24 protein-coding genes are annotated in these 21351 nt (G+C 54.0%); 21 read left to right on the top strand and 3 right to left on the bottom strand.

Translation table 11 applies throughout. The features are described from left to right. Positions 1–4: 4 nt before the first annotated feature. On the top strand, positions 5–379 hold the full coding sequence (locus MO867_RS12900) for a VOC family protein (protein WP_252468464.1): 375 nt from the start codon (positions 5–7) through the stop codon (positions 377–379). An 81-nt stretch (positions 380–460) separates the two neighbouring features. On the opposite strand, the gene MO867_RS12895 is transcribed toward MO867_RS12900, so the two are convergent. After that, positions 461–1723 (bottom strand): 6-phosphofructokinase, encoded by a 1263-nt coding sequence (locus MO867_RS12895; RefSeq protein ID WP_252468462.1) that lies wholly within the window; start codon positions 1721–1723, stop codon positions 461–463. Positions 1724–1752: 29 nt separating this feature from the next. On the opposite strand from MO867_RS12895, the gene MO867_RS12890 reads away from it, so the two are divergent. The 5 genes from MO867_RS12890 (at position 1753) to MO867_RS12870 (ending at position 7058) form a co-directional block, all read left to right on the top strand. Beyond that, the gene (locus MO867_RS12890) at positions 1753–1992 is read left to right on the top strand and encodes a hypothetical protein (RefSeq protein WP_252468460.1); all 240 of its coding nucleotides are present in this window, start codon (positions 1753–1755) and stop codon (positions 1990–1992) included. A gap of 17 nt (positions 1993–2009) precedes the next feature. Further along, the gene (gene mpl, locus MO867_RS12885; RefSeq protein WP_252468458.1) at positions 2010–3392 is read left to right on the top strand and encodes a UDP-N-acetylmuramate:L-alanyl-gamma-D-glutamyl-meso-diaminopimelate ligase; all 1383 of its coding nucleotides are present in this window, start codon (positions 2010–2012) and stop codon (positions 3390–3392) included. A gap of 100 nt (positions 3393–3492) precedes the next feature. After that, on the top strand, positions 3493–4083 hold the full coding sequence (locus MO867_RS12880; protein ID WP_252468507.1) for a flavin prenyltransferase UbiX: 591 nt from the start codon (positions 3493–3495) through the stop codon (positions 4081–4083). Next, on the top strand, positions 4076–4363 hold the full coding sequence (locus tag MO867_RS12875; protein WP_252468456.1) for an Rdx family protein: 288 nt from the start codon (positions 4076–4078) through the stop codon (positions 4361–4363). Before MO867_RS12880 ends, MO867_RS12875 begins: the two co-directional genes overlap by 8 nt. A gap of 118 nt (positions 4364–4481) precedes the next feature. Next, positions 4482–7058 carry an efflux RND transporter permease subunit gene (locus MO867_RS12870; RefSeq protein WP_252468454.1) on the top strand — a complete coding sequence of 859 codons (2577 nt, stop codon included), beginning with the start codon at positions 4482–4484 and terminating at the stop codon, positions 7056–7058. 72 nt (positions 7059–7130) lie between these two features. On the opposite strand, the gene MO867_RS12865 is transcribed toward MO867_RS12870, so the two are convergent. Continuing rightward, positions 7131–7412 carry a peptidylprolyl isomerase gene (locus MO867_RS12865; RefSeq protein ID WP_252468418.1) on the bottom strand — a complete coding sequence of 94 codons (282 nt, stop codon included), beginning with the start codon at positions 7410–7412 and terminating at the stop codon, positions 7131–7133. A gap of 240 nt (positions 7413–7652) precedes the next feature. Between MO867_RS12865 and MO867_RS12860 the strand changes: the two genes are divergently transcribed. From MO867_RS12860 to lipA, 13 genes are all read left to right on the top strand, one after another. After that, positions 7653–8252, top strand: a complete 600-nt coding sequence (locus tag MO867_RS12860) for an LON peptidase substrate-binding domain-containing protein (protein ID WP_252468416.1) — start codon at positions 7653–7655, stop codon at positions 8250–8252. Between the two features lie 100 nt (positions 8253–8352). Next, the gene (locus MO867_RS12855) at positions 8353–9636 is read left to right on the top strand and encodes a glutamate-5-semialdehyde dehydrogenase (RefSeq protein WP_309143304.1); all 1284 of its coding nucleotides are present in this window, start codon (positions 8353–8355) and stop codon (positions 9634–9636) included. Positions 9637–9660: 24 nt separating this feature from the next. Then, complete coding sequence (gene nadD, locus MO867_RS12850) at positions 9661–10356, top strand: nicotinate-nucleotide adenylyltransferase (protein ID WP_252468405.1); 696 nt, start codon at positions 9661–9663, stop codon at positions 10354–10356. A 14-nt stretch (positions 10357–10370) separates the two neighbouring features. Beyond that, on the top strand, positions 10371–10733 hold the full coding sequence (rsfS, locus tag MO867_RS12845) for a ribosome silencing factor (RefSeq protein WP_252468403.1): 363 nt from the start codon (positions 10371–10373) through the stop codon (positions 10731–10733). Positions 10734–10738: 5 nt separating this feature from the next. After that, positions 10739–11215 carry a 23S rRNA (pseudouridine(1915)-N(3))-methyltransferase RlmH gene (rlmH, locus tag MO867_RS12840; RefSeq protein WP_252468364.1) on the top strand — a complete coding sequence of 159 codons (477 nt, stop codon included), beginning with the start codon at positions 10739–10741 and terminating at the stop codon, positions 11213–11215. Positions 11216–11336: 121 nt separating this feature from the next. Further along, positions 11337–13229 (top strand): penicillin-binding protein 2, encoded by a 1893-nt coding sequence (gene mrdA, locus MO867_RS12835; protein WP_252468353.1) that lies wholly within the window; start codon positions 11337–11339, stop codon positions 13227–13229. Next, positions 13222–14367 (top strand): rod shape-determining protein RodA, encoded by a 1146-nt coding sequence (rodA, locus tag MO867_RS12830; RefSeq protein ID WP_252468351.1) that lies wholly within the window; start codon positions 13222–13224, stop codon positions 14365–14367. Before mrdA ends, rodA begins: the two co-directional genes overlap by 8 nt. A gap of 42 nt (positions 14368–14409) precedes the next feature. Then, complete coding sequence (gene mltB / locus MO867_RS12825) at positions 14410–15420, top strand: lytic murein transglycosylase B (RefSeq protein WP_252468340.1); 1011 nt, start codon at positions 14410–14412, stop codon at positions 15418–15420. Positions 15421–15569: 149 nt separating this feature from the next. Next, complete coding sequence (locus tag MO867_RS12820) at positions 15570–16445, top strand: septal ring lytic transglycosylase RlpA family protein (RefSeq protein WP_252468338.1); 876 nt, start codon at positions 15570–15572, stop codon at positions 16443–16445. A gap of 248 nt (positions 16446–16693) precedes the next feature. Next, positions 16694–17839, top strand: coding sequence for a D-alanyl-D-alanine carboxypeptidase family protein (locus MO867_RS12815; protein WP_252468328.1), 1146 nt, complete (start codon positions 16694–16696; stop codon positions 17837–17839). A gap of 213 nt (positions 17840–18052) precedes the next feature. Beyond that, positions 18053–18334 carry an HP0495 family protein gene (locus MO867_RS12810; RefSeq protein WP_252468326.1) on the top strand — a complete coding sequence of 94 codons (282 nt, stop codon included), beginning with the start codon at positions 18053–18055 and terminating at the stop codon, positions 18332–18334. After that, positions 18334–19035 (top strand): lipoyl(octanoyl) transferase LipB, encoded by a 702-nt coding sequence (lipB, locus tag MO867_RS12805; protein ID WP_252468324.1) that lies wholly within the window; start codon positions 18334–18336, stop codon positions 19033–19035. The genes MO867_RS12810 and lipB overlap by 1 nt, the downstream gene beginning before the upstream one ends. Continuing rightward, a complete protein-coding gene (lipA, locus tag MO867_RS12800) occupies positions 19028–20011 on the top strand; it encodes a lipoyl synthase (RefSeq protein ID WP_252468303.1) in 984 nt (327 codons plus the stop codon). The genes lipB and lipA overlap by 8 nt, the downstream gene beginning before the upstream one ends. 20 nt (positions 20012–20031) lie before the next feature. Here the strand turns inward: lipA and MO867_RS12795 are convergent, their stop codons facing one another. Continuing rightward, a complete protein-coding gene (locus tag MO867_RS12795) occupies positions 20032–20310 on the bottom strand; it encodes a hypothetical protein (RefSeq protein ID WP_252468291.1) in 279 nt (92 codons plus the stop codon). A gap of 175 nt (positions 20311–20485) precedes the next feature. Between MO867_RS12795 and MO867_RS12790 the strand changes: the two genes are divergently transcribed. Then, positions 20486–20920, top strand: coding sequence for an RHS repeat domain-containing protein (locus tag MO867_RS12790; protein ID WP_252468289.1), 435 nt, complete (start codon positions 20486–20488; stop codon positions 20918–20920). A gap of 70 nt (positions 20921–20990) precedes the next feature. Further along, positions 20991–21351: hypothetical protein (locus MO867_RS12785; RefSeq protein WP_252468287.1), on the top strand; the 361-nt coding region annotated here is incomplete at its 3' end.

Below are 21351 nucleotides of genomic sequence, written 5' to 3'. Positions count from 1 at the left end.
GCTTATGAAAGAGTGTGAAAAAATAAATTATATTGAGTTGCCCTCCAGAGACCTGGAGAAAACCAAGGCGTTTTTCAGTGAAGCTTTTGGTTGGACGTTTACTGATTACGGCCCTGAATATAGTGCCTTTTCCAATGCTGGATTGGATGGTGGGTTTTTTCAGGCGGAGTTACATAGCGCCACAGAAAATGGGGCCACATTGGTGGTGTTATACAGTCGTGATCTGGAAGGCACACTGGAAAAAGTAACACGTTGTGGAGCCAGCATCGCCAAACCGATTTTCACATTCCCCGGCGGTAGGCGTTTTCACTTTAAAGAGCCTTGTGGCAATGAATTTGCGGTTTGGTCAGACGTGGAATCGCAGAGTGAAGAGTTGTAACAATTTAGACTAAGGCAAATAATCATATAATAAGCCCCCGGTTTTATTCGGGGGCTTATTTATTGCTGTTAACCGTTTCGATCAGGCTTCGAAATCGGTGCCGAGCTTCTTCTTCACCAGCTGCTTCTTCAGAGTTGTATACCGGGGAACGCCGTTTTTGTAGGGAGGGTAGTCCTCGCCCTGAATCAATGGCAGCAGGTACGCGCGGCCTGCCTCGGTAATCCCAAAGCCGTCTTCGCTGATGTAGTCACGTGGCATGAATTTTTCCACGTTGGCGACTTCAGACAGCGGTGCTTCGGCGATAGACCAGCTGTACTCGCTACCTTCGCCGCGAATAATTGCCGGCATAATAGCGTTTTTACCTGCAACGGCCATTTCCACTGCAGCGCGGCCCACTGCGTAGGCTTGCTCTACATCAGTGGCGGAAGCGATATGACGGGCGGCGCGCTGTAGGTAATCTGCCAGAGCCCAGTGGTACTTCAGGCCGAGTTCGCTTTTGACCATATTGGCCAAAGTGGGTGCTACCCCACCTAATTGCTTATGGCCAAAAGCATCGGTGGAACCGGCGTCGGCGAGGAAAGTGCCATCTGGGTACTGGGCGCCTTCGGAAGCGACGATAACGCAGTAGCCTTTCTCGTCCACGGTCTTCTGTACCTTGGCGAGGAATTTCTCTTTGTCGAAGGCAATCTCGGGGAACAGGATAATATGCGGCGCATCGCCTTCCTGCTCCTGGGCCAGGGCACCGGCAGCGGCAATCCAACCGGCGTGGCGTCCCATCACTTCGAGGATAAACACCTTGGTAGAAGTGGCACACATAGAGGCCACATCCATTGCCGCTTCCTTGGTGGATACGGCAACATACTTGGCGACAGAGCCAAAGCCGGGGCAGTTGTCAGTTAGCGGTAGGTCGTTGTCCACAGTTTTGGGGATATGGATAGCCTGGATGGGATAACCCATGGTCTCTGACAACTGGGAGATCTTCAGGCAAGTGTCTGCTGAATCCCCACCGCCGTTATAAAAGAAGTAGCCAATGTCGTGCGCCTTAAATACCTCGATCAGTCGTTCGTACTCAGCGCGGTTATCCTCAAGGCTCTTCAGCTTGTAGCGGCAGGAACCGAAAGCACCGGACGGGGTGTGACGAAGCGCAGCAATAGCTTCAGCGCTCTCCAGGCTCACGTCGATGAGCTCTTCGCGCAATGCGCCGAGAATACCGTTATGCCCCGCATAGACATTGCCAATCTGGTCCTGGTTTTCACGCGCAGCTTCGATTACGCCGCAGGCGGATGCGTTGATCACGGCGGTAACACCACCAGACTGCGCATAAAAGGCATTCTTTTTCGACATGGGTATCCTGTGTTTATAGAGATATTGAGATGTGTCCCGATCCGGTAGTCCGCCTCGCATCTCGTTTTTTTACCTGTGCCAGTGAGGGTAACCGGGAGCTCGTATCGGGTGTCGGCCTTCGCGGGAATATTCCTACCACCGTAATGGGGATGAGGCCGATCAATGCGGGGGCGGAGTCTAATGGAATAGCGATTAAATTGCATGGAAACTGGGGTATTTGGCAATTACTGGCCCGATTTGCCGTGTTAAGCTTGCGCCGCAACCCGTAGGAGTACATTTTTCCGCTATGCATATTCATATTCTAGGTATTTGCGGCACATTTATGGGCAGTTTGGCCCAATTGGCGGTGGCCGAGGGACATCGTGTAACCGGCAGTGACGCCAATGTTTATCCGCCGATGAGCACCCAGTTGCAGCAGGTAGGCATCCAAATTACCGAGGGTTATGATCCCGCACAGCTTGAGCCAGCACCCGACCTGGTGATTATTGGCAATGCTCTGTCTCGCGGTAATCCAGCGGTGGAGGCGGTATTGGAAAAGGGGCTCCGCTACACTTCGGGCGCCCAGTGGTTGTGTGATCATTTCCTCGGCGGTCGCTGGGTATTGGCTGTGTCTGGGACCCACGGCAAAACCACCACCGCCAGTATGCTGGCGTGGATTCTGGAGGCGGCAGATATGCAGCCAGGTTTCCTGATCGGTGGAGTACCGGGCAACTTCGGTGTGTCCGCCCGTTTGGGTGAGTCCCCTTTCTTTGTTGTCGAAGCGGATGAGTATGACACCGCTTTTTTCGACAAGCGTTCCAAGTTTGTGCACTACCGCCCACGCACGGTGATTATCAATAACCTCGAATTTGATCATGCCGATATCTTTGAAGATCTGGCGTCCATCCAAAAACAATTTCATCACCTAGTGCGCACCGTGCCTGCCAGCGGCTTGATTGTGGCGGCTGCGGAAGAAGCCGTAGAGCAAGTGCTGGAGAAGGGCTGTTGGAGCGAGGTACAGCGTGTCGGCAGTGAGTCTGAGGACGGTGTGCGGCTTGGCGACTGGTGCGCGGTGGATATTGCCGCTGATGGCAGCAGTTTTTCCGTTCAGTTTGAAGGTAAAGCGGAAGCGCGGGTCGAGTGGGACCTGACAGGGCAGCACAATGTGTCCAATGGCTTGGCGGCGATGGCGGCTGCGCGACATGTGGGCGTCACTCCTGATTTGAGTGCCGCGGCACTGGAGAGTTTCCAGGGCGTGAAGCGGCGGATGGAGTGCCTGGGGGAAGTGGCTGGTATTCGTGTCTATGACGATTTTGCCCATCACCCCACGGCGATTGAATCCACCCTCAACGGCCTGCGCGCGAAGGTGGGGCAAGACAAAATTATCGCCCTCATAGAACCGCGTTCAAATACCATGCGGATGGGGGTACACCAGGGCAAGCTGGCGCAATCCTGCGCTAGAGCCGATATGGTGCTCTGGTACCAGCCCGAGGGGATGAGTTGGTCTCTGGAGGATCTGACTGATCACTCTTCGGTGCCGGCAAAAATTTTTAACTCTATTGAAAGTGGTGTTGAATCTGCCCTGGAGCTCGCCGATGCGGGAAGCCACATTGTAGTGATGAGCAACGGCGGCTTTGGCGGTATTCACCAACGCCTGATCGGCGCTCTGGAACAGAAGTACGATCGATAAGTCAGACAAACTACCCCTTTGGGGGAACTCGGCTTTACAAGGATTCAACAAGGTATCGACTTTGCATCAATCCTCTTTTGATAAAACGGTCACCCTGGCGATGACTGGCGCTTCGGGCGCCCAGTATGGTTTGCGACTGTTACAGTGTCTGCTCGCATCGGGTGTCCGCGTATGGTTGTTGATGTCAGAGGCCGCCCAGGTGGTGATCAACACTGAAACGGATATGCAGTTGCCCGACGGCGATGAACATGAGTTACAGAACTTCCTTGCCGATCGCTTTGCGGCGCGCGAGGGACAACTGACGCTGTTTGGCAAGCGCGATTGGTTTTCTCCGGTCGCCTCTGGTACCGGTGCCCCGGCCAGTATGGTGATTTGCCCTGCGAGTGGCGGAACCCTGTCGGCCGTGGCCTGCGGGGCCTCGAACAATCTGGTTGAGCGAGCTGCAGATGTGGCCCTTAAGGAGCGTCGCCAGTTGATCCTGGTCCCTCGCGAAGCGCCGTACTCAGAGATTCATCTGGAAAATATGCTCAAGCTTACCCGGATGGGGGCAATGATCCTCCCGGCCAGCCCGGGCTTTTACCAGAAGCCACGCACGGTTGAGGATGTGGTCGATTTCGTGGTGGCACGCCTGCTCGACCAGTTGGGTATTGAGCAAAAACTATTGCCTAGCTGGGGCGATCAGGATGGTTGAAACGGCAAAAGCGAGTATCACCATCCATTACTGTGTGCAGTGTAACTGGATGTTGCGAGCCACTTGGATGGCCCAGGAATTACTGCATACTTTTGCCGATGACCTCAGGCAGGTTGCATTGCAACCGGGTACTGGGGGAGTATTCGAGATTCGAATTGGTGAAAAAATGATCTGGGAGCGCAAGCGCGATGGCGGTTTTCCCGGAGCAAAGGAGCTTAAGCGGCGCGTGCGGGACACCTTGTTTCCCGGCCGTGACCTGGGGCATATCGACACCCCTTAAAGATAGTTCCAATAAATCAGTGCGATGGCAAATTTTTTGTTTGCACGATCATCGCAGGGGCGAACAAAGTGTGCGCCGCAACGCGGCCAGTTTTTAGTTAGGAAAGAAGCGGAAATTTATGCTGTCAGCTTTACAAAACTGCTACGAATACCTGGTGACTAAACGGCCCGCTGCGGTGCTGGTGGTTATTGGCCTGTTAACTTTGTTGGCGGCGCTCGGGTTGCCCCGCGTAAAGATCGATGCTTCCGCCGATTCTCTCACCCTGGAAGCCGATAAATCCGTGGACTACTTCCGTGAGATTTCAGAGCGCTATGCCAGTGGTGACTTCCTGGTCGTAACATACCGATCTAAAAGCGGGGATTTATTCAGTGATAAATCCCTGCAGGCCCTCGGCAAGCTACGCGATGAGCTGGCTGGCGTTGAGGGGGTTTCCAGTGTGCAGAGTATTCTCGATGTCCCCCTGCTTTACAGCCCCAAGTTGGCATTGACCGATATCAGCGATGAGATCCGCACTCTTTCGCGACCCGATGTCGATAGGGATATGGCCAGGCAGGAGTTCCTCTCCAGTCCTATCTACCGGGAATTGATTCTGAGTCCAGATGGTCAGACCACTGCACTGCTGGCCAACTTGACCCTGGATAGCCGCGGCATCGAACTGGTGCGTGAGCGGGATGCGCTGCGCAGCAAGCGCAACGCCGAGGGACTGACCCCGGAAGAAGCGGCTCACCTGGAAGAGATCAGCGCAGTTTACCTGGCGCATCGTACAGTCCAGGAAAAGGAAGCCCACCAGCGGGTTGATACTGTGCGCGGGATTCTCACCGGTTACGACGGTGAGGCGGAGTTATTCCTCGGCGGTGTCACCATGATCACAGCGGATATGATTTCGTTTATAAAAAGTGACCTTATAGTGTTCGGGGTGGGAATTCTCGCCTTTATCGTTCTGACCTTGCTGCTAATTTTCCGTCAGCCGCGCTGGGTATTATTGCCGCTGCTCACCTGTGTTACCACCGCAGTGATGATCCTGGGGCTGCTCAGCTGGCTCGATTGGCGACTTACAGTGATCTCGGCCAATTTTGTCGCACTGCTGCTGATTATCACTCTGGCCATCACCATCCACCTGGCGGTGCGTTACCGGGAATATATCGCGCAGAATCCTGACTGGGACCGAGACAAACTGGTGTTGCAGACGGTGCGCTTTATGGCCAAACCCTGTCTCTACACTGCGCTGACCACTATTGTGGCTTTTGTATCTCTGGTGGTGAGTGGTATTCGGCCGGTTATTGATTTTGGCTGGATGATGACGATGGGCGTGACTATGGCCCTGATGTTGTCATTCCTTATTATTCCCTGCTTTTTGATGTTACTGCCGAAGCGTGCTGGCAATGTAGGTGCGGATAACTCCCACGCATTCACCCTGCAGTTTTCGCGTTTTGCCGAGCGCTACAAATTTGTGGTGCTGGCTGTTTCGCTTCTGGCCGCGGTGGTGAGTGTGGTAGGTATTTCACGCTTGAAAGTGGAGAACCGCTTTATCGATTACTTCGATGATTCCACAGAAATTTATCAGGGAATGCTGGTGATCGACCGCCGCCTGGGGGGCACAGTGACCCTGGATATTATTCTGGATCAGCCGCAAGACCAGGAAGCGGCCTTTGAGGGGGAAGAGGACCCCTTTGCTATGGAGGCTGAGGAAGGTCCCTTTGCCGTGGAAGAGGACCCATTTGCCGTCGATGATCCCTTCGGCAGCGAAGAGGAGTCGCCGGAGCAGAGCTACTGGTTTACGGTGGCTGGCCTGGCAAAACTGGAACAACTGCACGATTACCTGGAGCAACAGCCGGAGATTGGCAAGGTTCAATCGTTGGCGACCCTGTACAAGGTTGCCCGCGATCTGAAAGGCGGTCCCCTCAATGATTTTGAGCTGGCGGTGGCTAATACCAGTCTCCCAGCGGAAATCCGCTCGGTACTGGTTAACCCCTATCTGTCCGTGGAGAACAATCAGGCCCGCATTACCCTACGTGTAATGGAGACGGACCCGAACTTGCGCCGTGATGAGTTGATTCAGCGTATCTATAACTACGCCCATGATGAAATGGGCATAGCCCCGGAAAATATCCATCAGACAGGTCTGTTGGTTCTCTATAACAATATGCTACAGAGCTTGTTTAAGTCTCAGATCCTGACCCTGGGTGCGGTCTTTGTGGGCATTCTTTTGATGTTCCTGGTGCTGTTCCGCTCCCTGCCCATTGCCTTGATCGCGCTGGTACCGAATATGCTGGCCGCTTGTGTGGTACTGGGGGGAATGGGGCTTGCGGGTATTCCCCTGGATATGATGACTATCACCATTGCCGCGATTACTGTAGGTATCGGTGTGGATCATGCGATTCATTACCTGTATCGCTTCCGCGCCGAATTCGCCAAAGACGGCAATTACTTAGCGACCATGCACCGCAGCCACGCGACGATCGGTCGCGCGATGTTTTATACCGCGATCACGATTATTGTCGGTTTTTCTATCCTAGCTCTGTCGAAGTTCGTGCCTTCAATTTACTTTGGCCTGCTTACGGCCTTGGCAATGTCCGCAGCATTGCTGGGTTCTCTGACCCTGTTGCCGTTGTTGTTGGTGATGTTTAAGCCGCTGGGGCGTCAAGAGGGAGAGGCTGAGCCCCAGGTGCCATTACAAGAAGTACCCAGCGCCTGAAGCCTGTAGATTCCACCCACAAAAAAGCCGGGAATATCCCGGCTTTTTTGTACTTGTTCCAATGTGAGGCGTTCAGTCCTTGCGGCTGGTGACCTCAAGCAGGTGGTAGCCAAACTGGGTTTTGACTGGGCCGTGTACCTTGTGCAGCTCCTCGGAAAATACGACTTTGTCGAATTCCGGCACCATCATCCCTTTGCTGAACTCGCCCAGGTCACCGCCAGAACGGCTTGACGGGCATTGAGAATGCTGCTCAGCAATCTTGCCAAAGTCTGCGCCATTCTCGATTTGTTGTTTGAGCTCCTGGCACTTCTGTTCGCTTTCTACCAAGATATGACGAGCGGTTGCTGTAGGCATGAAAAATCTCCGTTTGGTCAATTTACCGCAGCAGCTTAAAGGCTGGTTGGTAGCCTTGCCACCAACAATTGTCTGAATCTAAAAAAATTTCCTTTCAGCTGGGAGGATTGGCGTCAGAAGGCCTTCCCTGGGGACACAGAGTTTTCGCTGTGGTGGTATCTTTAGCAGGTTGTTGAAAAAAGTCTTCAGGGGCTTTTTTAGCAACCTGCCAGGACCCATAAAAATTTATGAGTGATCACTTTGCAACAGATACCCCTTTTCCCACTGAGTGTTCCCCTATACCCAGGTGTCACCTTACCCCTGCGAATATTTGAACAGCGCTACCTTCACCTGGTGAGTGAATCCCTAAAAACCGACAGTGGTTTTGGCATTGTGCTGATTCGTTCCGGTGGGGAAGTTGGCCGCGCCTCGGTGTGGCCTTTGGGGATCTATGTGGACATTGTCGACTGGGGGCAGGGGCAGGGGCAGGGGCAGGGACAGGGGGAGGGAGGGTTGCTGCATGTGGACGTTAAGGGCCGGCGACGCTTCCGTATTACCCGCACGACCCGAGCGGAAGACGAATTGCTCCTGGGCGATGTGGCGTGGTTGTCGGAAGAAGAAGCAAAGCCTATACCGGCAGATTGCGGTGACCTTGTGTCGGTATTGGAGGAGCTCAAAGACCGAGCGCACAAGTTGTCGTTAAAATTTGAGCCGGTCGAGTCTGCTGGCGCTCTGTCATGGCAGCTGGCACAGCTACTGCCGTTGGAGGATAAAGTGCGCTCAGATTTGCTGGGCATGGAAGACCCACTTGCGCGTCTTGCCACGATTGCCAAAAACCTGGACCGCTGGACCCGGGAGTGAATGCCGGCTCGATGGGCCTGGAGGCGGAGCGATAGGCGCTTTCAACCGGGTCGTGCTGGGGTATACTGCGCGGCCGACCGGATTTTGCACGGAGAGCCAAGTGACCGCTACAGAGACTGCCGATCAGCAATCCACCCGCACCCAACTCGAACAGATGGGTCGCGCCGCCCGCGCCGCAGCGAGGCAGATAGCCGCTGCCGATACTTCCGTTAAGAATCGCGCCCTTAAGGCCATTGCCGGCGAGCTCAAATCACAGCGGGCGCTTTTAATGGCGGCCAATGCGCTGGATATGCAAGCGGGCCGTGAACACGGTTTGGATGCTGCCTTACTGGACCGCTTAGAGCTGAATGATGCCCGCATTGAAGACATGATTGAAGGGCTTGTGCAGGTTGCAGATTTACCGGACCCGGTAGGGGAAATCAAGGATTTGCGCTACCGTCCCAGCGGTATTCAGGTCGGTAAGATGCGTGTCCCCCTGGGAGTGGTTGGCATTATTTATGAATCCCGCCCCAATGTGACTATCGATGCGGCCAGTCTCTGCCTCAAATCCGGTAATGCCACGATTTTGCGAGGCGGCAGTGAAGCGTTGCGCTCCAATAAAGCAATTGCCGTCTGTATTGCTGCGGGTTTACGTGCGGCGGGATTGCCGGAAACCGCAGTGCAGGTTGTGGACACCCGTGATCGCGCCGCAGTGGGTGCCCTGATCACTATGCCAGAGTACGTGGATGTTATTGTCCCTCGCGGTGGTACCGGCTTGATCGAGCGGGTCAGTCGCGAGGCGCGGGTGCCGGTGATCAAACACTTACACGGTGTATGCCATGTGTATATCGATGACCGTGCAGATCTGCAAAAAGCTTTCGATATTGCCCTCAACGCAAAGACTCATCGCTATGGCGTTTGTAATGCCATGGAGACACTTTTGGTTGCCGAGGCTGTCGCGGTGGATATACTGCCGCGCTTGGCGCGGGCTTACGAAGAGAAGGGTGTGGAGTTGCGTGGCTGTGCACGGACCCAGGAGATACTCCCTAGCTGCAATGCAGCGCGTGAAGAGGATTGGAGCGAAGAATACCTGGCTCCGATTCTCGCTATTCGCGTTGTTGCGGGTATGGATAGCGCAATAGAGCATATTGTTCGATATGGTTCCGGTCATACCGAGGCCATAGTTACCCGGGACTATAGCCGCGGGCGTCGCTTCCTCAGTGAAGTGGACGCCAGTTCGGTAATGATCAATGCCTCGACTCGCTTTGCCGACGGATTCGAGTACGGCTTGGGGGCGGAAATTGGTATCAGTACGGATAAAATCCACGCGCGTGGTCCGGTTGGCCTGGAGGGGCTCACTTCGCAGAAATGGATCGTTCTCGGAGATGGGCATATTCGGCAATAGGAAAACTTTCCGGTGCGGGCCTGAGTGCGTGAGGTGATTGTGGCGAGTAAAAGGCGCAGTTTGGCCCTGTTTGGTGGAACCTTCGACCCGGTTCATTTTGGCCACCTGCGTATGGCGCTGGAATTACGCCAGCTCTTGAACTTTGACGAAATGCGCTTGCTGCCGAGTCATCAACCCTGCCACAGACAAACACCGGGAGTCTCTTCACATCACCGCAGTGAAATGCTGGCCCTGGCGCTACAGGGATGTGATGAGTTGCAGCTGGATAGGCGCGAACTCAAGCGCGGCGGTGCTACCTATACGGTGGACACCCTGGAGGAGCTGCGTGGTGAATTAGGGAGTAAAGTCTCCATCACTTTCTGTATGGGGTTGGACTCCCTATTGAGCTTGCACCGCTGGCATCGTTGGGAGCGGCTTCTGGAGCTGGCCCATTTGGTAGTGGTGACTCGACCTGGATGGCATTTGCCGGATGGGGACAGTGAAGAGCATCGGCCGCTATTGGAGTTATTGGCGCGCCACCGGGGCCGTGTTGCCGATTTGCATACCAAAACATTCGGGTGTCTGTTATTGCGCGAGCAAAGCATGTTGCCTATTTCCGCGACCCAGATTCGCGAGTTAATAAGAAGCGGCCAGTCGCCGCGTTATCTGTTGCCCGTGACGGTGCTGCAGTACATTGAAAACCATCAACTTTATAGAGAGGCCGCCGCCGGCGACCAGTAGTGAATCAAGGTGTTATGACAAATATTAAAGATATTGCTCTCACAGCTCTGGAGGACTTGAAAGGTAAGGACATCGTTGCTCTGGATGTTTCTAGATATTCAGATGTAATGGATAACTTGCTGATCTGTACCGGCACTTCCAGTCGCCAGGTTAAATCTCTAGCGGCGAACGTGGTGGACGAGCTGAAAAAAGAAGGCGTTCGTCCTATCGGCGTTGAAGGGGTAGAAGAAGGCGAGTGGGTATTGGTGGATTACGGGGATTTGGTTGTCCACGTTATGCTGGCTGAGGCACGCGGCTTTTACGACCTGGAGAAACTCTGGTCAATGACTCCGAATACGCGCAGTGATGCCGATGGCAGTGATCCGCACCAGGGTTAATTGTTGTGAAAATCCGCATCCTCGCAGCTGGAGGTAAAATGCCGGGTTGGGTGCAGGAGGGCTATGCCGAATACGCCAAGCGCCTGCCCCGTGAAATTGCCTTGGAAATGGTAGAAATACCCCTCGGCCAACGGGGCCAAAAGAGCTCTGCTGCCCTGATCGAAAAAGCGCGAAAAAAAGAGGGCGAGGCCATGCTCGCCGCTTTGGGCCCGCGCGATCATGTGGTTGCCCTGGATGTGCAGGGCAAGCCCTGGAGTACCGAGCAATTATCTGCTCAGCTACGGGATTGGCAATTGCTGGGGGAGAATGTCAGCTTGCTGATCGGTGGGCCCGATGGGTTGTCACCGGACTGTTTGGCGCGCGCGCGCCAGCGCTGGTCTCTGTCTCCGCTGACCTTGCCGCACCCACTCGTGAGGGTGGTTTTAGCCGAGCAGGTTTATCGTGCCTGGACGCTATTGGCCGGGCATCCCTACCATAAATAACGCATTTACGATAAGTCACGGAGAGATTTGCCGACTCGGTTCTCTCTCCTGTGTCGCCCTGTGTTAATGTAGGGCGATTAGATTTTTTGCGCGCCAGTCAAAAACCGTCGAATAAATTCTGATGCCTCACGATTATCACCTCAAGGACCCCCATACCGAGCAGCGGCTGTTTCGCAATCGCATGTTGGTGGCGCTTGTCGGGGTTGTTTTTCTTCTGGGCGTTCTGGTCGCACGCTTTTACAATCTTCAGGTGGTTAATTACGAAGACTACCGCACTCAGTCCGATGAAAATCGTATTCAGGTGCGCCCGGTTGCGCCTACCAGAGGGTTAATTTACGACCGTAACGGTATTTTGCTGGCGGATAATCGCGCCAGTTATAACCTGTCGATTGTACGAGAGCGCGTCCGCGATATGGATGCCACCCTGGAGCTGATTGGTCATTTGGTGCGACTGGATGATAGCGACGTAGCCAAATTCCAAAAACGCCTGAAGCGCCGGCGGCCATTTGAACCGGTACCCCTCCGTTTTCGCCTCAATGAAGATGAGATCGCACGCATTAGCGTCAATCAATTCCGTATGCCTGGAGTATCCGTGGAAGCGGAACTCGTGCGCTACTACTCCCTCGGGCATTTGTTCTCCCATAGCGTCGGTTATGTGGGGCGTATCAGTGACAGGGATCTGAGCAATTTTACCCAGGACGATGTGCGTCGATACCGAGGTACCCGCAGCATTGGCAAAGTGGGCCTGGAGCGCTCTTACGAGGACTTGCTACTGGGGGAGGCCGGTTACGAAAATGTGGAAATTGATGCCCACAGCCGGGTTCTGCGGATACTTGAGCGGCAGGACCCGAAACCGGGAGCAGACTTGACTCTCAATCTGGATGCGCGCCTGCAGCAGGTGGCCTCTGATGCCCTCGGTGACCGCCGTGGCGCCGTCGTTGCGATCGATGTAAATAGTGGCGGAGTCCTGGCCTTTGTCAGTAAACCGTCATTCGACCCCAATCTGTTTGTAACCGGGATCAGTTTTGCCGATTACCGTGCCCTCAGCGATTCCCTCGACGTACCGCTTTTTAACCGGGCGGTGCAGGGACAGTATCCTCCGGGTTCCACCCTGAAGCCGCTGATGGGGCTGGGAGGCCTGCAGGCTGGGGTTATCACTCGCGAAACCAAGATCAAGGATCCCGGTTTTTACAAACTGCCCAATGACCCACGAATTTACCGGGATCATATTCGTTGGGGTCACGGCGATAAAGTGGATCTAGTGCAGGCCATGGCACAGAGCTGCGATGTCTATTTCTGGGATATGGCACACCGCTGGGATATCGATGAAATGCACAGCATGGCTTCTCACTTTGGCCTGGGCACCAAGACAGGGATCGATTTGCCTATGGAGCGCCCGGGTCTCTTTCCTTCGCGCGACTGGAAGCGCGGTGCCCGTGGCATGCCTTGGTTTCCCGGCGACAGCCTCAATGCGGTACTGGGACAGGGTTTTGTATTGGCAACACCACTGCAACTGGCAGTGATGACCGCTACTATCGCTAATCGCGGTACTCATTATCGGCCACAGATGGTCAAAACAATCAATGGCGTGGAGCAGCCACCGGAAATTCTGCATAACCTGGAGGCCAACCCACTTCATTGGGACCTGGTTTTCGAAGGGATGGAAGCGGTGGTTAACCACAGAAGTGGTACGGGCAAACGTGCCGGCAAGGGGCTGGACTTTCGCGTCGCGGGTAAATCGGGCACTGCCCAGGTTGTGGGTATTGCCCAGGGTGCGCGCTATGACTCAGAAGCCCTGCAAGAGCGCCACCGCGACCATGCGCTATTTGTGGCATTTGCGCCAGTGGATAACCCGCGCATTGCAGTCTCGGTTCTGGTTGAGAATGGAGAGGGCGGCGGCAAGGTGGCGGCCCCGGTGGCACGAGCGCTGTTCGCCGAGTGGATATCAAGCCCGCAAGAGGATCAGGAAACGGTAGATACGATGAATTTGAGCGAAGAGGCGGGCAATGGCTAGTCGTGATTTTTCTCACCGGTTGTCTGATGCGCACGGCAGCTTACGCAAACCGGCCAGCCTGTCGCGCCGCCTGCATATTGATGTTCCCCTGCTGGTGTTGCTTTTGGTGTTGGCTGTGGTGGGCGTGGGGGTATTGTACAGCGCCTCCGGTAGCGATATGAATTACGTACGGCGCCAGTCGATCTTTATGGGCATGGCGTTTGTGGGTATGTTTATCGTGGCGCAAATTCCACTGGACTTCTACCGACGTTGGTCGCCCTGGGCCTATTTGGGGGGCTGCGTTTTACTGGTGGGAGTGTTGTTATTTGGCACCGGTGCTAAAGGGGCCCAGCGCTGGCTGGAGATCGCCGGATTCCGTTTCCAGCCATCAGAGGTGATGAAGCTTGGTGTGCCAATGGCGGTGGCGGCTTACTTGCACCAGCGCACCTTGCCCCCGTCCCTGCCCACGGTGATCGGCGCCCTGGCGATCGTGGCGATTCCCGCAGCCCTTATCGTGCGCCAGCCGGATTTGGGCACCTCGATTCTGATTGCGGCCTCAGGCCTATTTGCCCTCTATCTGGCGGGATTGAGCTGGAAGATGATCGGTGCCGCTGCGATGGCGTTACTGGTTGCCGCCTATCCTATCTGGCATTGGGGGCTTCACGATTACCAGCAGCAGCGAATCCTGACTCTGCTCAACCCCAACGATGACCGTTTTGGTGCCGGTTGGAATATATTTAATTCCAAGGCGGCCATCGGTTCGGGCGGTGTTTACGGCAAGGGCTATCTGCAGGGGACTCAGTCACAGCTCGACTTTCTGCCGGAGAGCCATACGGATTTTATTATCGCGGTGCTGTCAGAGGAGTGGGGGATGCGTGGCGCCCTGTTGCTGCTTTTGCTATATGTACTGATTATTTCCCGTGGTATTTATATCAGTTTTATGGCTCAGCACGTGTTTGGGCGGCTGCTGGCCGGGAGTATAACCCTCACTTTTTTTGTCTATGTATTTGTAAACATTGGTATGGTTACAGGATTGTTGCCGGTAGTTGGGGTGCCCCTGCCAGTAATCAGTTATGGAGGAACGTCGCTGATTACTTTGATGGCTGGATTCGGCATTCTGATGGCGGTGGGTACGGAGCGGCGCAGAGTGCATTTCTGATGGACACTGCAAAAGGAAAATAACTGGATTTAGAGACGCGAGATGAAGATAGGAGCGGTCGTTTTGAAGTGGACCTCGGGATTATTGATCGGGTTGGGTTTGACCCTCGCTGCCTGTGCGCAGGAACCGGGTCACGATAAAAACCAACAGGCGCAGAAGTTCGTGGATTATATGGTCCAGGAACACAGTTTTAGTCGCGAGGAAATGCAGCAGCTGATGCGGGAGGCCAAGCGCAAGGATTCCATTCTTAAAGCAATCAAGCGCCCCGCTGAAAAAGCCAAGCCTTGGCACGAATACCGCAAAATGTTTCTCACTCCTCAGAGTATTGCCGGGGGAGTGGATTTTTGGGACAAAAATGCAGAAGCGCTGGCTGAAGCCGAAAAAAAATACGGCGTTCCCGCTGAAATGATAGTGGCCATTATTGGTATTGAAACCCGCTATGGCGGCAATATGGGAGGCTATCGGGTACTGGATGCGCTATCGACACTTGCCTTTAACTACCCCCGGCGCTCCGCGTTCTTTACCAAGGAACTGGAGAACTACTTACTGCTCACCCGCGAGCAGGGAGTGGACCCTTTAGCCCTTAAGGGCTCATACGCTGGAGCTATGGGTTATGGCCAGTTTATGCCGTCCAGCTACCGCTCATATGCGGTGGACTTCAGCAATGATGGCAAAGCGGATATTTGGAATAACCCCACTGATGCTATTGGCAGTGTGGCCAACTACTTTGTCAAACACGGCTGGAAACCGGGAGAGCCCGTGGCCGTGCTGGCTAGTCCGCGCCCGAATGCAGATATGACAATCGTCAACGATACCCTGCAAGCGGAGTGGACCGTTGGCGAGCTGGCGAATAAGGGCTTCAATGCCACCAGCCAGGTTGCAGCAGAGATGCCAGCCAATGTATTTTCCCTGCAGACTGAACAGGGCAAGCAATACTGGTTGGGGCTGAATAACTTTGCAACTATCACACGCTACAACCGCAGTCGCCTTTACGCCATGGCGGTGAATGATCTGGCCCAGGAAATTGTAAAAGCGCGGGGCGGAAAATCCTAAGGCGGTTACCTTCGAGCCGCTAAATTCGGTGCAAATGAAGTGGAACCATTTGCACCGCCTGTAATCTGATACCTTCTATCTTATTCAGCAGTTTTAGATAATAGCGGTTTGGAGACGGCGACACCCAGTTGCCGCGCGCCGGGGGAATAATGTTTCAGTGCAATGCACGCCGGGGCTTAGCCCTAGTGGCCATTTTGTTGGCTGCCTGTAGTGGCCCGCAGACACAACCAAAGAACACCGAAGTTACCAAAAAACCGGACTTCAATAGCATCAAGGACAGTGGCCCCGCCGCCCCGGTCAATATGCAGGCTACTCCCGAACCTATTCCCGTGCGTGAACCCATAGGTGTCGCAGGGAATAAATCCCCTTATAAAGTCAGGGGGGTGACCTACCGTGTCCGCGATGACGTTAAGGGTTACAAAGAAGTGGGGCAGGCTTCCTGGTACGGGACCAAGTTTCACGGTCGGCGCACGGCCAACGGAGAGGTCTACAATATGTATGCCATGTCCGCTGCACACAAGACCTTACCGTTGCCCAGTTATGCCAGGGTCACCAACCTAGATAATGGCCGCAGTATTGTCGTGCGTGTGAATGATCGCGGCCCGTTCGTACAAGGACGGATAATTGACCTGAGTTATACGGCGGCGCAGAAACTGGGCTATTTGAATAAGGGCATTGCCCGTGTGGAAGTCGAGGCGCTGGACCCTGCTTCTCTGCCCGCTGCCACAGAGGTCTTTGCCAATAGCGATGGCACTGCCGGCCTGGCGCAGGATACGAGTATTAAGTTACCCGACAACACTTATTTACAGGTGGGAGCCTATAGCAGTTCAGCACAGGCTGAGGATATTCGGGCGCAGTTGGCTGCGGCGATTGACTATCCTGTTGCGGTTAGTGTTGTACAGAGTAGCGGCAAGACTTTTTATCGGGTTCGAGTGGGTCCACTGACTCAACAGAGGGCGTTGGCGACAGCGCGTGAGACGGTTGAGCAAAAGCAGTTCGGGCAACCTCAGGTTGTTTATGAGTAATTAGTTTCGGGTTTTTGTGCTGTGACTGGAATTAGTAGAGCTGTCCGTTATTGAGTGGTGGCTCTGCCCGTTGAGAGTCACCTGAATACCCGTTCACAAAATGCTGCGCACTGGCGCGCGTTTTCTTGTATTTTGTTTATTTGTAATGATGGGCGGCATTTGGCGACAAGCTGTAATGCGGCTGATTAATCTTTAGTTTTCGTTGCAGGTTAGTCCAGCGAAAGCGAGGAATGACGAGACTCACACCTATGATCACACGGATTATCGCCTGTTCTTTTCTGTTGTTATGTGCGGGCCTGGCCCAGGGGCAATCTCTTATCCCGGCGCCGCCCCAGCTGGCGGCAAAATCTTACCTGCTGCTGGACGCTAATACTGGTCAGGTACTGGTTGAGCATGAAGCAGGTACCCAAGTCCCCCCGGCAAGCCTGACCAAAATGATGACGGCCTACATTGTTTCCGAGGAAATCCTCAAGGGTAGCGTCAAAGAGAGCGATATGGTGCGTATCTCCGAGAAGGCCTGGCGCAAGGGCGGCTCGAAGATGTTTGTGAAAGTGGGTGACCAGGTTCCGGTTATCGACTTGATGCGCGGCGTGATTATCCAATCCGGCAACGATGCCAGTATTGCCCTGGCGGAGCATGTCTCTGGCAGTGAAGAAGTATTTGCCGAGGTAATGAACCAGCAGGCCGAGTTGCTGGGTATGCAGAATTCCCATTTCGTCAACGCCACTGGCTGGCCAGCAGACGGGCACGTGACCACTGCTCGCGACCTGGGGGTGCTGGCCCGTGCACTGATTATGGATCACCCGGAACACTATGATATTTACTCCGAAAAATACTTCAGTTATTCCGGCATTAACCAGCCAAACCGCAACCGCTTACTGTGGCGTGACTCCTCGGTAGATGGAATCAAAACGGGCCACACGGAGGAGGCCGGCTATTGCCTGGTGGCCTCTGCGATGAAGCGCGGTATGCGTTTGATTGCCATTGTCGTCGGTACCGACAGCGATGAGAAGCGGGCCTCCGAAACACAAAAGCTGATGGCGTATGGCTTCCGTTACTACCAGACCCACAAAGTCTATGGGCAAGGTGAAGAGCTTCAGACTGAGCGAGTTTGGGGTGGCAAAGAGCCCAGTGTCGGTATCGCCGTAGATAAGGATGTCTTCGTCACCATTCCGCGCGGTGGCGAGGACGGTATCAAGGCAGATCTGATTGTTGACGGTGAACTTGAAGCGCCTATTCAGAAAGGGCAGCCAGTGGGTAAAGTGGTTGTGACTCTGGACGGTGAAACTGTTGCCGATGTCAAAGCAGTTGCCGCTGAAGATGTGGATCGGGCCGGCTTCTTCAAGCGCATGTGGGACTCCGTTAAGCGCTTTGTGATGGGCTTTTTCAGCTGATTCGGCATTTAGCCGGCGGTTGAAAATATCGCTGAAGGCTTTTTCAGCAACCTGTTAGGGTGGGAATTCTTCCCGCCCTTGTCTATCTCCCCCCACAGCTCTGTCCACTTCCCCCGCTGCTCACTGTCCACTGCTCAATAGCCGCTGTATAATCGCCGCCCGGCTGTGCCTAAGCTTACCTCAATATCTAACAGCCCGGCCCCGGAGAGTGGTATGAGTCAAGATCCCAATCAAAAACCCCCAAAAATTGAGTTCCCCTGCGAAGACTACATGGTCAAAGTGGTGCGCGATGCCAATGATGAGGCGCACGAGTTTGTACTGGATGTGATGCGCCGCCACGCCCCCGAGTTGGACTCAGAGCGTATTACCCTGCGGGATAGTAGTACCGGCAAATTCACCTCCATGACCTTTTTTATCCTTGCTACCGGCGAGGAACAGCTCAAAGCGCTATTTGAAGAATTGAAACAGCACCCCGCTGTACATATGGTGCTCTGATGGCGGTTGTTCGCAACCTGGCGCGACGCGATTACAAAAGTGTCTGGCAGGCCATGTCCCGCTACACGGACACCCGTAATGACGATAGCGTGGATGAAATCTGGTGTGTGGAGCATGAGCCTGTTTTCACCCAGGGGCAGGCAGGAAAAGCCGAGCACCTGCTGAACACTGGTGATATCCCCGTGGTTCAGGTGGACCGCGGTGGGCAAGTGACCTATCACGGGCCGGGTCAATTGGTGGTATACCCATTGCTCGACCTGCGCAGGGCAAAAATTGGCGTGCGAGATCTGGTCAGCGCCTTAGAAGCGGCCACTGTCGCCATGCTTGAAACCTACGGTATCTCTGCTGCTCCCCGCCCAGACGCTCCCGGTGTCTACCTGATCGAAGGGGCGCGCAAGGGAAATAAGATAGCCTCCATTGGTCTGCGGGTGCGGCGCGGTTGCAGCTTTCACGGCATCGCCATCAATATTGATATGGACCTAGCGCCATTTCTGAGGATTAACCCTTGCGGCTACGCCGATATGCAAATGGTGCAGATGGCCGAAATATTGAAACCGATTCCCGCCAGGGATCAGGTTGCAGAAATTTTTGTGCGTGAGTTGCTCCGCACACTTCAATTGCCCGACGCACAGTGGCAATCCATTGACGAAAAAGTATTTGCGCAACTGAGCGCCGAACAGCAGGAATTGAGTAATGGCTGATAAACCCGATCTGGTGCCAGTAAAGCGCACCCGCCGTCTCCAGCAGGGGGAGAAATTGCGTGATGGTGAAAAGGTTGAGCGTATACCGGTTAAAGTGATTGCGAGTGACACCGTGTTGCGCAAGCCCGATTGGATTCGTGTGAAGGTACCAGCTTCAAAAGAAGTGGACCGCATCAAAAAAATCCTGCGCTCACAAAAACTGTCAACCGTGTGCGAAGAAGCCAGCTGTCCCAATCTAGGAGAATGCTTCAGTGGTGGTACGGCCACCTTTATGATCATGGGCGAAATTTGTACTCGCCGCTGCCCCTTTTGCGATGTGGGCCACGGTAAGCCCAACCCATTAGATCCAGAAGAGCCTAAAAATCTGGCTGATGCCATTGCCGCGATGAGTCTGCGCTACGTGGTGATCACCTCGGTGGATCGCGATGACCTGCGCGACGGTGGCGCCGAACATTTCACTCACTGTATTCGTGAGTCCAGAGCTCAGTCCCCAAATCTACAAGTGGAAATCCTGACCCCGGATTTTCGCGGTCGTATGGATGTGGCTTTGGATATCCTGGAAAAAGAAGCTCCCGATGTGTTTAACCACAATCTGGAGACGGTGCCGCGCCTGTATAAGGAATCCCGTCCCGGCGCCAATTACAAGTGGTCTCTGAAGCTACTGCAGGAATACAAAAAACGCCGCCCGGATGTACTGACTAAGTCCGGTCTGATGGTTGGCCTGGGTGAGGAAAAGGAAGAAATTTTCCGGGTAATGGATGATATGCGTGAGCACGATATCGATATGCTTACCATCGGCCAATACCTGCAACCCAGTAAAGAGCACTTGCCGGTACAGCGCTACGTGCACCCGGACGAGTTTGAAGAGTATCGCCGCTACGCCGAACAGATCGGCTTTAAACATGCAGCTTGTGGCCCATTGGTGCGCTCCTCCTATCATGCGGATAAGCAGGCACACGGGGAAAAGGTGGGCTGAGTTGGATTGTTGTAATTAGTTTATAAGGGTGCTTTATGTACCCTTTTTTTGTTGAAGCGAATTTGTTTCCAAGTTAATTCTTTTATTGAGGGTATCACTCTGTACTGCGCTTTAATTATCAAGTAATTTGTAGCGCCTGAAGAGCTGCCCCCCCCCTCCCAGAAAGTGTTATGACTGACTTCCAATCCCGATGCCCGGGACGCTGCTAGGGCATCAAATGCTAAAAAATCTGGTGATGCATGTGTCTCGTTATTTTCTTCACAAGACGTCAAGGTGCTCCAAACAAAGTTAATATTCATTTGGCTTATCCTTGCTGTAAGTAAGGTGGAATAGGCTCGGGAGATCTGGGTTTCATCGGGGAAGTCAATCTTGCACCAAGTTTGGGAGCAAGTCTTGTCTGTTTGAAGATATACACCACTGTTTTTGTGAATAATTAGGCGGGTAACTTTTCCATTGCAATTGATGGAGGCGTTCGTGCTGAAGGTCTTTAGTTTTGATGCCTGGGGACAAAGGCGCAACGCTGTAGACTGGAGTGCCTTACTGGGCGATAAACTTACCGGCTTCTCATCCAGCTTAACCAGTCGCGGCTATACCGGCCACGAGATGTTGGATCAAGTTGGACTGGTCCATATGAATGGGCGCATCTACGATCCCCGCCTGGCCCGCTTCCTCCAGGCTGACCCCTATGTGCAGTCGCCGGATTACAGCCAGTCTCATAATCGCTATGCGTATATATGGAATAACCCACTGAATTCCACCGATCCCAGTGGTTACTTCAGGCTTAGAGAATGGGTAGGAGTTATAGTCGCTGTCGTAGGGGGGGGGTATTTGCGGTGCACCTTGTGCAAAGTTTGGTTGGGAGATGGTCGCCCTTGGAGCCGTTTCCGGTGCGGCAGGTGCTGCCGCTAACGGAGGGAACGTTTTAGAGGGGGCTTTGATTGGGGGGATAAGTGCTGCTGCTTTTGGAGCGGTGGGGCAAATGGACTTTGGTGGATTGGGCTCGTTTGCAGGCATTGCCGAGTTCTCTGCTTATGGCGTAGCAGGTGGTATTACCAGTGTGCTAGGAGGTGGAAAATTTGGGCATGGGTTTGTTTCCGCCGGTGTGAATTGGACTATTAAAGGAAAAATTGATGGCATTGGAGGTTCCGGGCCCTCGGGAATACCTATACGAACTTTAATGCATGCAGTAATTGGTGGTACTGTTTCGAAAGTAACAGGAGGTAAGTTTGCAAATGGAGCAAATACAGCAGCTTTCTTGCACTTGCTATCCAGCGCCTCTGAATATTCAACACTTCGGACAGTTTCATGCAGCTATAGCCCCATAGTCACTGTACCGCTCG

Source organism: Microbulbifer okhotskensis (genome assembly GCF_023895975.1).
Classification (GTDB): Bacteria; Pseudomonadota; Gammaproteobacteria; order Pseudomonadales; family Cellvibrionaceae; genus Microbulbifer; species Microbulbifer okhotskensis.
The sequence above is the reverse complement of the archived record's forward strand: the minus strand, read 5'-3'. Positions and strand labels throughout refer to the sequence as shown.